The following is a 14,008-nucleotide window of genomic DNA, read 5'->3' on the forward strand; positions in this document are numbered from 1 at the left end:
ATTTTACGGCTTCATATTCGAAACCTTGTATGTTTTTCCATTACCAGTAGCTTCAACTACTGTGGTAATGTTTTTGGTAGTTATTATTGTTTTGTCAAAGGAGATGGTTGCTGAATTTTTTTCGAAATCTACCGCTGCTTTTTGCACACCATCAAGTCCATTTAATTCTTCTTGTATAGTTTTAGCACATCCAATGGCACAAGTCATTCCTTCAATCGTGAAACTTGCAGTTTGAAGATTTGTGCTTGCTATTTCCTTTTTTACTTTTAATACATTTGTTTCTGAAGCAGAATCTAAAATAGTTTCATTTGTTTTTTCTTTACAGCTTACAAACAATAGGCTTGCAAGCGTTAATGTCAAAATTGATTTGGAAAAATTCATTGTAATTAAATTTAAAAGATTTGTCATCTTGTTATTGGCAATAAAATTAATGAAAAAAAACAATGGTAATTCATAAAATTATTACAATTTTGAGCCAAAATTTGGTTTATGAGTTCGAAACAGTTGAAATGGGTTTATTTGATTACCCTTGCGTTTATTTGGGGAAGTTCTTTTATATTGATAAAAAAAGGCTTGATTGGCTTGACTCCAATGCAATTAGGGTCTTTGCGAATTATATTTGCGGCTATTTTTTTATTGGCAATTGGGTATAAAAACTTGACGATTATTCCAAAATCACAATGGAAATATGTTGCCTTGACTGCTTTTTTGGGAACCTTTATTCCGGCATATCTTTTTGCTATAGCACAAACTCAAATCGATAGTTCAGTCAGTTCTATTCTTAATTCACTGACACCATTGAATACTTTAATATTTGGCGCTTTAGCGTTCGGAATAAGTTTTCAAAAAAGGCAGTTTTGGGGTGTTTTCATTGGGCTCGTTGGAAGTATGCTTTTAGTTTTCAACGGAGCCATAAATCATCCGAATCAAAACTATTATTATGCTATCCTAGTTGTCATCGCATCGTTTTGTTATGCAATCAATGTCAATTTAATCAAGAAACATTTATCAAATTTGAGTCCTTTGAGTATCACAACAGGGAATTTTATCGTGCTGCTTTTGCCGGCGCTTTTCGTTTTATTTTCCTCTGGATTTTTTGAAGTTACCCACGTTGTAAAGGTACAGCATTCGATATTGTTTATTATAGTTTTGGGAGTTGTGGGAACTGGAATTGCCAATATTATTTTCTTTAAAACAATCCAAATTTCATCGCCTATTTTTGCTACTTCGGTGACGTATTTAATTCCTGTTGTCGCTTTTAGTTGGGGTTTATTGGATAACGAAATGCTGACGCCCGTACAGTTTTTGGGTGCTTTTATTGTTTTATTTGGGGTTTATTTGTCCGCCAAGAAGTAGGGTTGTACTATTTTACAAAAAAAAGGTCGCTCTTAGAGCGACCTTTTTTACCTTTTTAAAGATTTTTATTATTGAAAATCAGCGTCGGTTACTCCTTCGTTAATTTTTACTTCAGACATTTTTATATCCAATTCAAAGCCTACATTTTGAATGATTTCAAAAGGGACTTTTACACCCTTTATTTCTTTATAATCTCCATAATTAGTGATTTGAGTCATCGTTTTACCTCCTTGTTCCATCGTTTTTGCTTCGGCAACTTTGAGTCCCGATTGAGTGTCATAATAAAAAGTGGTTTTGCCGTTTTTTACACCATAAGCATCTTTTCCGTTGAAAGATTCAATACCGCTAAGAACGAGACCTTCTTTTTTAGAAAGTTGTAATTCTTCGAATGGAGTTGCGCTAGCTCTCATTTCAACCAAATCATTTCCTTCCAAGTTTTTTCTTTGTCCTTGTTGAACAATGTAAGCCCCTTTTTCATTTACTACTTGTTTCATCAAACTCATTGGACCCATGGCAATTTCGACCATCATTTTTCCTTTGTCATCCACTTTATTTGTAAAAGTTAATGGTTGTGGAGCTTGTGGAATGTTTGTAGACCCAAGCATTGCAATCGTTTTTACTGCAGAAACTGCTTTTTCACCACCAATCGCTTTGATGTAATTCTCTAAAACACTTTTGGCAGTTAAGCCTGCAGGAATTTCTTTTTTAAGAACAGGTTTTTCTAATGGATCGCCATATTTGTCAAAATAAAACATTGGAATTTTTAGTTTTTCTAAACCAGGAATAACTTCACTTCCCTTACCAACAATTACAACTCTAATGTTTTCTTCAAGGAAGTATTTATTAGCTACAGCCAAAACATCATCAGCAGTGACCGCATTGATGTTTTTGATGTAATTTTCATAAAAATCTTCAGGAAGTCCCTGCGTTTTGATACGTAAAGCATATCCAGCAACAGTCTGTGGTTTTTCAATTTGCATTACAAATTTCCCAACATATCCGGCTTTTACATTGGCTAACATTTCGTCAGCAACTTTTTCAGTTCTGATTTTTTTAATTTCCTTGAAAAATTCTACTACTGCACTATCCGTAACAGCATTTCTAACTTGCGTTGAAGCCCTGAAAGTGGATACATATTTGCTTCCGCCAATGCTTGAACGAGCACCATAAGTCCAACCGTGTGCTTCACGTAGATTCATATTTAAATAACTATTGAAATCACCACCAAGAATTTGATTGGCAACAATTGTAGCAAAATAATCTTTGTCATTCATTTTCAAATTCACTGTGTTTTGCAAGGCAATTTCCGATTGAACAGCATTTGGCATATCCACAAAATTAATTTGAGAATACTGAACATTTATTGGATCTGTATACGTTAATGATGGTGCTGATGCTTTTAACCAAGAGCCAAAAAGTTTCTCAACCGCTTTTTTTGTTTCTTTAAATTTTACATCCCCGATAATTATTAGGTAGGCATTTTCAGGAACAAAATTCGTGTGGTAATTATTTTCAACATCTGTAAGCGTTACATTTTTAATTGTTTCTTCGCTCAAAAATTCTCCAGATGGATGACTTTTCCCAAAGGCCAAAACATTTTGAACTCTTCCAGCTACTGCTGCAACACTTTTTTCTTGTGTTTTTAAGCCTTCAATTAATTTGTCTTTTTCTTTGTCAAATTCTTCTTGAGTAAAGTTAGGATTCAAAGCGCCTTCTGCCATTAATTCAAGAATTCTTCCTGAATATTTTGACAAACAACTTGCTGATGCTCCAGAAGAATAGAAATTTAAATCAGCTCCAAGAAAATCAATTTCTTCGTTGAAAGCGTCTTTAGAAATTTTCATACTTCCATTTCCAATTAAACTGCTCGTTAAATCGGCAACTCCTTTTTTAGCACCTTCGGCATAAGGAGCGTTGTCAATGCTTAAATTGAATGAAACTCTCGGGAGTTTGTGGTTCTCTACAACCATTACTTTTAAACCATTTGCCAAAACAAAAGTTTGTGGTTTTTTTATATTTACAACCGGAGCATTTCCAGGCTTTGGTTGGGTGCGGTCTTGTGCTTGCATAATTCCGGTTAAGAACAAAATGAATAATAATATACTTGTTTTTTTCATGATATGGAGTGTCTTAGTTTTGAGCTTGATCTTTAGAAGGAACGTAATCTAAAATTAATCTTTGATTTGGGTTCAAATATTTTTTTGCAACATCTCTAATTTCTTCTCGTGTAATGGAGTGGTACAATTCAATTTCGGAATTAATCAAATTGACGTCACCGAAGAGCATATAGTATTTTGCTAAATTTTCGGCAATTCCTTCTACACCGGCATTCGCATTTACAAATTGATTGTCGAATGTGTTTTGCAGTTTTTGATAGTCTTTCTCCGAAATCAAATCGGTTTGAATATTTACAATTTCTTCATCAATCTCTTTCAATAAATCTGCAGAAGTAACAGTTCCCATTGGCAAACCATACAATATATACATACCATAATCTTCCTGACTATAGTTGAAGGCTCCAATTTGCAAAGCCATTTTTTTCTGATCCACGATTTTCTTATATAATTTAGAACTTTTTCCGTCACTTAAATAAGAAGAAACTAAATCCAAAACCCGGGCATCTCTAGTTTTCATCGAAGGTGTTCTGTAGGAAGCGACTAACATTGGAAGCTGGATATTCGGATCTTGGTAGGTCGCGTTTATCGTTTGCGTTATCGGTTCTTCGGTAAAAGTTTCTTTTTTCAAGACTTCACCCTTCGGAATTGCACCAAAATATTTTTGTATCCATTCTTTTGTTTGAGCAATGTCGATTTGGCCAGCAACTACTAATACCGAATTGTTTGGGGTATAGAATTTTTTGTTGAAAGCTTGAAACTCTTCTAAAGTGGCGGCATCTAAATGTTCCATAGAACCAATTGGCGCCCAGCGATACGGATGATTAACAAACATGTTTTTCTTAACCTCGGCAATCAAACTTCCGTAAGGTTGATTATCAACACGCAGTCTTTTTTCCTCTTTTACTACTTCGTTTTGGGTGTCCACTCCAATTTTGTTGATTACCGGGTGCATCATTCTTTCGGATTCCATCCAAAGTCCCAATTCTAGATTATTCGAAGGGAAAACTTCGTAATAATAAGTTCTGTCTTCGGTGGTGTTAGCATTGTTTGTTCCGCCATTAGCAGTTACAATTTTGAACCATTCACCCCGTTTGATATTTGCGGTTCCCTCGAATAATAAATGCTCAAAAAAATGAGCAAAACCTGTTCTTTCAGGATTTTCGTCTTTTGCACCTACATGATACATTACCGAAGTAATAATTACGGGTGCCGAGGCATCGTTGTGCAGAATTACGTGAAGACCATTGTCTAAAGTAAATTCTTCAAAAGCTACTTTTTGAGCCGAAGCAACTCCGCCAAGCATAAGCATTGTACCTAAAGCCATTAATGAATTTTTCATAAGGATTAATAAATTTTATTTACTATTGGTAATAAAAAAAGATTTTTGTTACAACAAAATTAATTTTTTTTTATTGTTAATTGTAAAGGATTCTGTTTTTGTCAAAAGTTTAACTTATTCTTCTAAAAAAGCTTTCGAAAAACAGTAAAAACCCTCACAAAGCCTTTGGGGAAAGGCCATAAAACTATTAAATTATTTTTTTGAAGGAACTAATTGCAGGATAAATATTTAATTGTATATTTGCAACCTTAAAAATTTATAAAACAATTTGTTATGTATGCAATCGTAGAGATAGCAGGGCAACAGTTTAAAGTTAGCAAAGACCTAAAGGTTTACGTTCACCGTTTGACAAATGAAGAAGGAACTAAAGTTTCTTTCGACAAAGTTTATTTGTTAGACGATAACGGTACAATCACAATAGGCGCCCCAGCTATAGAAGGTGCTTCAGTAGAAGCCAAAGTGTTACAACACTTAAAAGGAGATAAAGTAATCGTTTTCAAAAAGAAAAGAAGAAAAGGTTACAAAAAGAGAAACGGACACCGTCAGTATCTTACTCAAATTGTAATCGAAGGTATTACAGCTTCAGCTCCTAAAAAAGCCGCTGCCAAAAAAGAAACTATTGAAGTTGCTACTGAAGAAGTTGCCGCTCCAAAAGTAAAAAAAGCTCCAAAGGCTAAAAAAGAAGATACAGTAGAATAATAACAAAATAAAACCAATACGTCATGGCTCACAAGAAAGGTGTCGGTAGTTCCAAGAATGGTAGAGAATCAGAATCAAAACGTTTAGGCGTTAAGATTTTTGGTGGACAAGCTGCTATTGCGGGGAACATCATCGTAAGACAAAGAGGTTCAAAACATAATCCAGGTGAAAACGTTTACATCAGTAAAGATCACACACTACACGCAAGAGTAGACGGAGTTGTTTTCTTCCAAAAGAAAAGAGATAATAAATCGTATGTATCAATACTTCCATTCGAAGTTGAAGCATAATTGATTTTTTCAATTCATTAAAAAACCCGTTTCGTGAGAAACGGGTTTTTTTTATTTTCCTTGCCCGGATCTTTCATTACGTATTCCGATAGCTATCCGAACCAAACAATCTTAAGAAGAGGGAGTCGAGATATGAAATTAATGATTATATTTCAAGGTTTTTAAGAAAAGTGCCTAGCCTTTTGAAAGTTCTTGTCGAGCAAGAAATGGGATATGCTTTTTAATTTTCTGTTCCTTTAACGATTGATTTAGGAAAAAAAGCGGTTAGAGTTCCATTAAAATATTTAGTTGATGTTAAAATTATTATTCCCCAAACGATTTTCTTTAGTAAAAACTTTTGCCGCTACATTTCTAGTGTTTGCTTTTAGTATTAGAGTCACACTCTATATTTGGTCTTTTAGCGAGATTGATTTTTCTTTCCTAAACTTCACCAGAATTTTTGGAATAGGGCTCTTATTTGACCTAGGCTGCCTTTCCTATGTTTTAACATTTTACTCTATTTATTTATTAGTGCTTCCAAGTAAATTACACGGAAGTGTTTTAGATAAAATCCTCACAAATACCTCCTATGCTTTATTGCTATTTTTTATGATATTTTCTTTTTTAGCTGAACTTGCTTTTTGGGGAGAATATCAAAAACGCTTTAATTTTATTGCGGTTGATTATTTGTTGTATACCTACGAAGTTGTTCAAAACATAAACCAATCGTATTCATTACCCATTATTGTTGGAATTATAATTATTGTTACTTTTTTGGCTATTAAAATTGCAAAAAATAAAAATGCATTTAACGATACATTCATTAATTCCAATTCTTTTACAACAAAAATAATCCCAACACTCTTTTGGATGTTAATTCTGGTGGGCTTTCATATAAACGTTAAAAATAGTCAGGCCGAAAATTTCTTGAATCAATATGAAAATGAAATAACAAAATCGGGTATTTATTCTTTTTTTGCAGCTTATAATGCGGGCGAGTTAAATTATATTGATTTTTATGAAACACAACCCTCTGATACAGTTTATAAAACCATTAGAACACTAATTATTGAAGAAAACTCCAGCTTCAATGGAAATACAAAAAGTATTAAACGGACTATTGTAAATGAAGGTAAAGAACAAACTCCAAATGTTATTTTCATAGGGTTAGAAAGTGTAAGCGCCGAATTTATGCAACGCTTTGGAAATGAAAAAAAACTACTCCCAACCATAGATTCGTTAGCTAGAAAATCAATATTTTTCACAAATTTACAAGCTACCGGCACAAGAACAATTAGAGGAATGGAGGCCATTGCACTTTGCATTCCACCAACTCCTGGGCGAAGCATTGTAAAGCGAGAAAACAACAACAATTTATTTACTATAGGTGAAGTTTTTAAACAAAAAGGATACACTCGAACATTTTTTTATGGTGGGGATGGTCATTTTGACAATATGAATGTTTTCTTTGCAAATAATGGGTTTGATATCGTTGACAGAAAAAACAAAAATCGTTTTGATGAAGTATTCCCAACGAATAGAAATCAAATTACAGATGATGAAGTTACTTTTAAAAATGCTTGGGGCGTTTGTGATGGAGACTTATATGATAAGGTTTTAAATGAAGCGGATAAACAACATAAACTTCAAAAACCTTTTTTTAATTTCATAATGACCAGTAGTAACCACAAACCTTATACATATCCAGATGACATTATTGACATTCCTTCAGGAACCAATAGAGATGGCGCCTTAAAATATACAGATTGGGCTTTTAATAAATTTTTTAAAGAAGCAAAAAACAAACCTTGGTTTAAAAACACCGTATTTGTAATAGTCTCAGACCATTGTGCTTATAGTGCAGGGAGATCAGAAATTAACGTAAAGAGTTATCATGTTCCTGCATTTATTTACAATTTGCAAAACACACTTCCTGAAGAAGTTAACAAACTAAGTTCGCAAATTGATTTATTCCCTACATTATTTGGCTATTTACATTGGTCTTATGAATCTAATCTTTTTGGTAAAGATATTAGTAAAATGAAACCAAAAGAGGAAAGAGCTTTAATTGCAAATCACATAAAATTAGGGCTTTTAAAAGGAGATAAACTTCTTATTTTAGACAATCATAAGAATCATACTTTTTATCAATGGAATTCATCGACTAATGAATTGACAGTCCAAAAAACCAATTTATTGTTTCTAAACGAAGCTATTTCGTATTATCAAACAGCTTTTGATTTATTTAAAAATGAAGGGCTAAAACTAAAAAAATAACACATTGTAGCAACACCTATAATTATTGAAAAGAACAAGTAAATAACAAAAACGGAAAGGAATAAAAAGCACAAGCATCACACTAGAGTAGAGTACCTTGTTCACTTCCAAAAGAAAAGAGATAATTAGGAATCGTATGTGTCTATATCTTCCAATTGAAGGATAATCCAGAGAATTTTCATAAAACCCGATAACTTGTTTCAAAAGAAATGGGTATTTTTATCTCTCTAGTTCTTAAATAACGATATCCAATTTAATTATACTTTTTTAAACAAAAAACCCTCACATTGCTGCAAGGGTTCTAAATCTGAAATCATAAATTGCTAATCAACAATCTAATATCTGTAATACTCTGGTTTGAATGGGCCTTCAACAGGAACACCAATATAATCAGCTTGGTCAACACGTAAAGTTTCTAGTTCAACACCTAATTTGGCTAAGTGCAACATAGCCACTTTTTCGTCCAAATGTTTTGGTAACATATACACGTCATTGTTATATGCCGTGCTGTTTTTCCATAATTCAATTTGAGCTAAAGTTTGGTTGGTGAATGAATTACTCATTACAAAACTTGGGTGACCTGTAGCACAACCAAGGTTTACCAAACGACCTTCGGCCAAAATGATAATGTCATTTCCAGCAATAGTATATTTGTCCACTTGTGGTTTGATTTCAACTTTTGATGCACCGTGGTTTGAATTCAACCAAGCCATATCAATTTCGTTATCAAAATGTCCAATGTTACAAACGATAGTTTTGTCTTTCATTTTTTCGAAATGAGAACCCAAAACAATATCTTTATTTCCAGTAGTTGTAATGATAATATCTGCAGTTGCAATAACGGTATCTAATTTTTTAACTTCAAAACCATCCATTGCCGCTTGAAGCGCACAAATTGGGTCAATTTCCGTAACTGTTACAATAGACCCAGCACCTCTAAATGAAGCTGCTGTTCCTTTTCCAACATCGCCATATCCACAAACGATTACTCTTTTTGCAGCAAGCATAATATCAGTTGCACGACGAACCGCATCCACTGCAGATTCTTTACAACCGTATTTGTTGTCAAATTTCGATTTAGTAACCGAGTCATTTACGTTGATGGCAGGCATTGGCAACGTTCCCGCTTTTACTCTTTCGTATAATCTGTGAACTCCAGTGGTAGTTTCTTCAGACAATCCTTTAATTCCAGCAACTAATTCTGGGTAACGGTCAATAACCATATTCGTCAAATCTCCACCATCGTCCAAAATCATATTTAATGGTTTTCTATCTTCGCCAAAGAACAAAGTTTGCTCAATACACCAGTCAAAATCTGGCTCGTTCAATCCTTTCCAAGCATATACTTGAATCCCCGCAGTAGCAATTGCAGCAGCAGCTTGATCTTGAGTAGAGAAAATGTTGCAAGAACTCCAAGTAACTTCTGCTCCCAAAGCGATTAACGTTTCAATCAAAACCGCAGTTTGAATAGTCATATGCAAACATCCCGCGATACGAGCGCCAGCAAGAGGTTGTTCGTTTTTGTATTCCGCACGAAGCGCCATTAAACCTGGCATTTCAGCTTCCGCCAATTCAATTTCTTTTCTTCCCCAAGCCGCTAAGGAAATGTCTTTTACTTTGAAAGCCACATAAGGCATAGTTGTAGTACTCATTTATAGTATATTTGTAATTGTAAAATTTTTGCAAATTTACGAATTAACTTTATAAATTAATAATTTTCGTAAATATTTATGAAATGTTTAATCGCCTAATCTTTTGAATTATAACGAAATAATAATGTCATTGCGAGTTTTTCGAAGTAATTTCCTGCTGTACACTATATCTTTCATGGCGAACACCGCCATAAAAGGATGCCGTTTCCATCAGGGCTAAAAATCACGTTGTTACTATGCCACTTTATAAAACCATAAATTTCAGTCCAACAACCCAAATTCTCGTTTGGAAAATAACAGAATCCTTAGCGCAATTGAGCAATGAAGTAACTTTAAATGCTACAAACACACTTCGGTTCAAAGGAATGAAGTCGGAATTGCACCAGCGTGCTTTCTTGAGCGTTCGCAAATTATTACAAGAAAAAGGCCATACTGATTTTGATTTGGAATACGACGAATTTGGGAAACCGCATCTTAAAGACGGGAAACACATTTCTATTTCGCATTCTCACGAATTTTCGACAATCATTATTAGCGACCAAAAAGCGGGCATCGACATCGAAATGCAAAGAGAAAAAATTCTCCGAATCGCAGATAAATTTGTGGATTATGAGTTTGAATTTTTAAACAAACAAAACCAAGAAAAATATATTAGGAAACTAACCGTGATTTGGGGAATCAAAGAATCTATTTTTAAAATCTGCAATGAAATCGGGATTAGTTTCAAAAATCACATTCAAACAAAAGCATTTGAAATGAAAGACAAATCGGGAATTGCAACTTTAACTTTCCAAAATAAAGCACGAGAATTTACGTTTCATTTTGAAGAAATTGAAAATTTTACTTTGGTTTATGCTTTTGAAAAGTAAAAAAATGACAAGTATTTACAATAACATCCTAAAATCAAAAGCCAATAACGAGAAATTACTCGCGATTCTTCTCGACCCTGATAAAATCGATTGGAACAACTTAGCGCGTTTAATTAAAAAAATAAATCAATCGCCAGCCACACACATTTTCATTGGCGGAAGCCTTGTAGAAACAAATTTTCTCGATGATTTAATTTCAAAAATTAAACAAAACTGTTTTCTTCCAGTCGTGCTTTTCCCTGAAAATCCATCTCAAATTTCTGATATAGCCGATGCTATTTTATTTCTTTCCTTAATTTCCGGAAGAAACCCCAGTTTTCTAATTGAACTCCAAGTGAATGCCGCACCCATTTTAAAGAAAATCCAACTTGAGATCATTTCGACTGGATATATTTTGGTAGAAAGCGGTTCGGAAATTGCCGTAGAACGGATAAGCAAAACAACACCTTTAGAAAGAGACAATACGAATTGGCATTGGCAACAGCCCAAGCCGGAGAAATGTTAGGCAACAAACTTATTTACCTCGAAGCGGGTAGTGGCGCAAAACAAGCTGTTCCGTTAGGAATGATACAATTTATTTCTAAAAACATCGAAATTCCATTGCTTGTTGGAGGAGGAATTATAGATTTGCAAGAAATTCAAAAAGCCTATAATTCGGGCGTCGATTTAGTTGTAATTGGAATGGCTTTTGAAAAAAGCATTAATTTTTTTAATAAATAAAAACATGATAGAATTTTTCTTGAATGCTTATAAAAATGTATCAACAACCCAAATAGTATTGGAATTTATTGCTTTTGTATTTGGTATTTTAAGTGTTTGGTTTGCTAAAAAAGAAAATATTTTGGTATATCCTACAGGATTGATAGCTACGATCATCACGACTTATTTACTTTATATTGCAGGCTATCTTGGAGACATGATGATCAACGGATATTTTAGCCTAATGAGTATTTATGGTTGGTATAACTGGGCGCGAAAAGGCGATAAAAAAAGTGATCTTTCAATCACGAGAACTAATAACAGAGAAAAAATAATAGGAATCGTATTGTTTTTTGTTACAATTTTTGTAGTTTTCGGGGTGTATAATTTCTTTGATTACGAAATACAGAAAGACAATTATATTGATATTTTAGCTTCGGGTATATTTTTCACAGGAATGTGGTATATGGCCATGAAAAAAATAGAAAACTGGACGCTTTGGATTTTAGGTGATTTAATTGTTACCCCATTATATGCTTATCGCGGACTGGGAATGTTATCTTTGCAGTATTTAATTTTTACAATTTTAGCTGTTTCAGCTTATTTAGAATGGAAGAAAATCTTAAACAACTCCCAAATATTGGAAGTTCAAAAATAATAAAAATTGTCCTTTTTGGTCCCGAATCTACCGGAAAAACCACATTAGCGATACAACTTGCCAAGCATTTTAAAACGGCTTGGATTCCTGAATTTGCGCGGGATTATCTCCAGGAAAAATGGGATAATACAGCCCAAATTTGTGATGTTGGTGATATGTTACCAATAGCTTATGGTCAAACTAAGTTAGAAAACAACATTCTATCAACTGCCAATAAATTTCTTTTTTGCGATACTAATTTAATGGTAACCAAAGTGTTTTCGGAAGTGTATTACAACTTTTGTGATCCTTTATTAGAACAAGCTGCTTTAGAACACGAATACGATTTATTTTTTCTTACAGACATCGATGTTCCTTGGGAAAAGGATGAGTTGCGAGATAAAGCAGAAGGCCGGGAATCAGTTTTTGCGGTTTTTAAACAAACGTTAATTGATAATAATAAACCTTTTATTACGCTTTCCGGAGATAAAAATTTGCGTCTAAACAAGGCTGTTTCCATCGTAAATGATTTGGAAAAAGCTAAAAAAATGGGATTTTCTTCTATTGATTTTGTGCAAATTTACGAACACGGAATCCCATTAGTAAACATACAAAATCAATTAACTTTTTTTAAAAATGGAATTTTCAAAGTGGTATTGGTTGAAGCAGCTAAAGGTTTCAAAGGAATTTTAAAACTATCGGAAAACGATTTTCAACAAAAAGCAAATTTTTTTGATGCCAATAAATCAACTTTGAAATTAAAAAAATTCGTCCCAGCTTCTGGAGCGGCCAGTAGAATGTTTCAATTTTTGAGTACGTTTTTGAATGAATTTGATGTTGAAAACGAAAGCATCAATGCATATATAAATAGAAAAGAAGATAGCGAACTCTCTATTTTTATCGTTGGCTTGGAAAAATTTCCGTTTTATAAGTCTGTTAATATAAAATTGAAAGAAGCGTTTCCCAATTATGACGAATTGGAAACAGATTATAAAAACTACTATTTTATAAAATTACTTTTGTCATCTGGGTATTTTAATTTTGCCAATAAACCAAAAGGAGTCCTTCCTTTTCATATATATAAAACCCACATTGCAACTGCTATCGAAGAACATTTGTATGAATGTGTTCATTATGCAAGTTCAAACGGCACCTCTCATTTGCATTTTACAGTTTCGGAAGCACATCAAAATCAATTTGAAAGCATCATAAATACGGTAAAAATAAAAGTAGAAAAAGAATTAGGAACCACAATAAATACTAGTTATTCATATCAAAACAAATCAACAGACACCATTGCGGTTGACATGCTAAACAATCCCTTTAGAGATGAAAACAACAAATTAGTTTTTCGTCCCGGAGGTCACGGGGCGTTGATTGAAAACCTGAATAATTTGGATGCCGATATTATTTTCATAAAAAACATTGACAACGTCATTCAAAATCACATCGAAAGTATCGCTTTGTACAAAAAGGCATTGGCAGGAATTATGGTCGAGTTACAACAACAAATTTTTAAATATTTGAGAGAAATTGAAAAAACGAAGGAAGATAAGTTGGATGAAATCATCGCTTTCGCCAAAGACAATTTGAACATAGAAATAATTGGTAATTTCCAGAAATATACTTTAGAAAATAAAATTACCTATATAAAAGATATTCTTGACCGACCGATTCGTGTTTGCGGAATGGTAAAAAACGAAGGAGAACCTGGCGGAGGACCATACTGGGTTCGAGATTCAAAAGGAGTTGTTTCCCTGCAAATTGTTGAAACTCCACAAGTAGATTTAACGAATACAAACCAAGCTAAAATCCTTGCTGATGCGACACATTTCAACCCTGTGGATTTGGTTTGCGGGATTCAAAATTATAAAAAAGAAAGATTCAATTTAACTCAGTTTATTGATCCAAATAGCGGTTTTATTGTCGAAAAAAACAAAGATGGCACACCGTTGAAAGGCTATGAATTACCTGGTTTATGGAATGGAGCAATGGCAAAATGGATAACCATTTTTATTCAAGTCCCGTTGATTACCTTCAGTCCCGTGAAAACAGTTAACGATTTATTGAAGCCTGCACATCAACCACAATAGA

The 14,008-nt window shown here is 33.5% G+C and carries 13 protein-coding genes; 9 read left to right on the plus strand and 4 right to left on the minus strand.

The features are described 5' to 3' along the window. Positions 1-3 precede the first annotated feature (3 nt). Positions 4-381, minus strand: coding sequence for a heavy metal-associated domain-containing protein (locus tag AABM59_RS02355; protein WP_338407374.1), 378 nt, complete (start codon positions 379-381; stop codon positions 4-6). Between the two features lie 108 nt (positions 382-489). Between AABM59_RS02355 and AABM59_RS02360 the strand changes: the two genes are divergently transcribed. Next, positions 490-1,356, plus strand: a complete 867-nt coding sequence (locus AABM59_RS02360; RefSeq protein ID WP_338407375.1) for a DMT family transporter — start codon at positions 490-492, stop codon at positions 1,354-1,356. Between the two features lie 68 nt (positions 1,357-1,424). Here AABM59_RS02360 and AABM59_RS02365 read toward each other — a convergent pair whose 3' ends face one another. Continuing rightward, positions 1,425-3,473: a pitrilysin family protein gene (locus AABM59_RS02365; protein ID WP_338407376.1), complete on the minus strand. Its 2,049-nt coding sequence runs from the start codon at positions 3,471-3,473 to the stop codon at positions 1,425-1,427. A 13-nt stretch (positions 3,474-3,486) separates the two neighbouring features. Beyond that, entirely contained in the window at positions 3,487-4,812 is a 1,326-nt protein-coding gene (locus AABM59_RS02370; RefSeq protein ID WP_338407377.1) for a pitrilysin family protein, read from the minus strand. Positions 4,813-5,085: 273 nt separating this feature from the next. On the opposite strand from AABM59_RS02370, the gene rplU reads away from it, so the two are divergent. The 3 genes from rplU (at position 5,086) to AABM59_RS02385 (ending at position 8,057) form a co-directional block, all read left to right on the plus strand. After that, complete coding sequence (rplU, locus tag AABM59_RS02375) at positions 5,086-5,511, plus strand: 50S ribosomal protein L21 (RefSeq protein ID WP_338407378.1); 426 nt, start codon at positions 5,086-5,088, stop codon at positions 5,509-5,511. 23 nt (positions 5,512-5,534) lie between these two features. After that, on the plus strand, positions 5,535-5,801 hold the full coding sequence (gene rpmA / locus AABM59_RS02380) for a 50S ribosomal protein L27 (protein ID WP_035669638.1): 267 nt from the start codon (positions 5,535-5,537) through the stop codon (positions 5,799-5,801). A 291-nt stretch (positions 5,802-6,092) separates the two neighbouring features. After that, positions 6,093-8,057, plus strand: a complete 1,965-nt coding sequence (locus tag AABM59_RS02385) for a sulfatase-like hydrolase/transferase (RefSeq protein WP_338407379.1) — start codon at positions 6,093-6,095, stop codon at positions 8,055-8,057. A 335-nt stretch (positions 8,058-8,392) separates the two neighbouring features. On the opposite strand, the gene ahcY is transcribed toward AABM59_RS02385, so the two are convergent. Continuing rightward, the gene (ahcY, locus tag AABM59_RS02390) at positions 8,393-9,709 is read right to left on the minus strand and encodes an adenosylhomocysteinase (RefSeq protein WP_338407380.1); all 1,317 of its coding nucleotides are present in this window, start codon (positions 9,707-9,709) and stop codon (positions 8,393-8,395) included. Between the two features lie 236 nt (positions 9,710-9,945). Here ahcY and AABM59_RS02395 point away from each other — a divergent pair, with 236 nt between their 5' ends. From AABM59_RS02395 to AABM59_RS02415, 5 genes are read left to right on the plus strand one after another with little or no spacing between them, the layout of a single operon-like run. Next, positions 9,946-10,578 carry a 4'-phosphopantetheinyl transferase superfamily protein gene (locus AABM59_RS02395; RefSeq protein ID WP_338407381.1) on the plus strand — a complete coding sequence of 211 codons (633 nt, stop codon included), beginning with the start codon at positions 9,946-9,948 and terminating at the stop codon, positions 10,576-10,578. A 4-nt stretch (positions 10,579-10,582) separates the two neighbouring features. Beyond that, positions 10,583-11,083: a geranylgeranylglyceryl/heptaprenylglyceryl phosphate synthase gene (locus AABM59_RS02400; protein WP_338407382.1), complete on the plus strand. Its 501-nt coding sequence runs from the start codon at positions 10,583-10,585 to the stop codon at positions 11,081-11,083. Further along, complete coding sequence (locus AABM59_RS02405) at positions 11,053-11,298, plus strand: geranylgeranylglyceryl/heptaprenylglyceryl phosphate synthase (protein WP_338407383.1); 246 nt, start codon at positions 11,053-11,055, stop codon at positions 11,296-11,298. Before AABM59_RS02400 ends, AABM59_RS02405 begins: the two co-directional genes overlap by 31 nt. Positions 11,299-11,302: 4 nt before the next feature. Continuing rightward, complete coding sequence (gene pnuC, locus AABM59_RS02410) at positions 11,303-11,935, plus strand: nicotinamide riboside transporter PnuC (protein ID WP_338407384.1); 633 nt, start codon at positions 11,303-11,305, stop codon at positions 11,933-11,935. Continuing rightward, the gene (locus tag AABM59_RS02415; RefSeq protein ID WP_338407385.1) at positions 11,887-14,007 is read left to right on the plus strand and encodes a DUF4301 family protein; all 2,121 of its coding nucleotides are present in this window, start codon (positions 11,887-11,889) and stop codon (positions 14,005-14,007) included. Before pnuC ends, AABM59_RS02415 begins: the two co-directional genes overlap by 49 nt. The last annotated feature ends 1 nt before the right edge of the window (position 14,008 follow it).

The organism is uncultured Flavobacterium sp., assembly GCF_963925185.1.
Classification (GTDB): Bacteria; Bacteroidota; Bacteroidia; order Flavobacteriales; family Flavobacteriaceae; genus Flavobacterium.

What these genes read in the sequence shown, in the direction of transcription:
- AABM59_RS02365 (WP_338407376.1), bottom strand. Translation starts at nt 3,473, where the DNA reads ATGAAAAAAACAAGTATATTATTATTCATTTTGTTCTTAACCGGAATT.
- AABM59_RS02385 (WP_338407379.1), top strand. Translation starts at nt 6,093, where the DNA reads ATGTTAAAATTATTATTCCCCAAACGATTTTCTTTAGTAAAAACTTTT.
- AABM59_RS02395 (WP_338407381.1), top strand. Translation starts at nt 9,946, where the DNA reads ATGCCACTTTATAAAACCATAAATTTCAGTCCAACAACCCAAATTCTC.
- AABM59_RS02360 (WP_338407375.1), top strand. Translation starts at nt 490, where the DNA reads ATGAGTTCGAAACAGTTGAAATGGGTTTATTTGATTACCCTTGCGTTT.
- pnuC (WP_338407384.1), top strand. Translation starts at nt 11,303, where the DNA reads ATGATAGAATTTTTCTTGAATGCTTATAAAAATGTATCAACAACCCAA.
- AABM59_RS02415 (WP_338407385.1), top strand. Translation starts at nt 11,887, where the DNA reads ATGGAAGAAAATCTTAAACAACTCCCAAATATTGGAAGTTCAAAAATA.
- AABM59_RS02370 (WP_338407377.1), bottom strand. Translation starts at nt 4,812, where the DNA reads ATGAAAAATTCATTAATGGCTTTAGGTACAATGCTTATGCTTGGCGGA.
- AABM59_RS02400 (WP_338407382.1), top strand. Translation starts at nt 10,583, where the DNA reads ATGACAAGTATTTACAATAACATCCTAAAATCAAAAGCCAATAACGAG.
- AABM59_RS02355 (WP_338407374.1), bottom strand. Translation starts at nt 381, where the DNA reads ATGAATTTTTCCAAATCAATTTTGACATTAACGCTTGCAAGCCTATTG.
- ahcY (WP_338407380.1), bottom strand. Translation starts at nt 9,709, where the DNA reads ATGAGTACTACAACTATGCCTTATGTGGCTTTCAAAGTAAAAGACATT.
- rpmA (WP_035669638.1), top strand. Translation starts at nt 5,535, where the DNA reads ATGGCTCACAAGAAAGGTGTCGGTAGTTCCAAGAATGGTAGAGAATCA.
- rplU (WP_338407378.1), top strand. Translation starts at nt 5,086, where the DNA reads ATGTATGCAATCGTAGAGATAGCAGGGCAACAGTTTAAAGTTAGCAAA.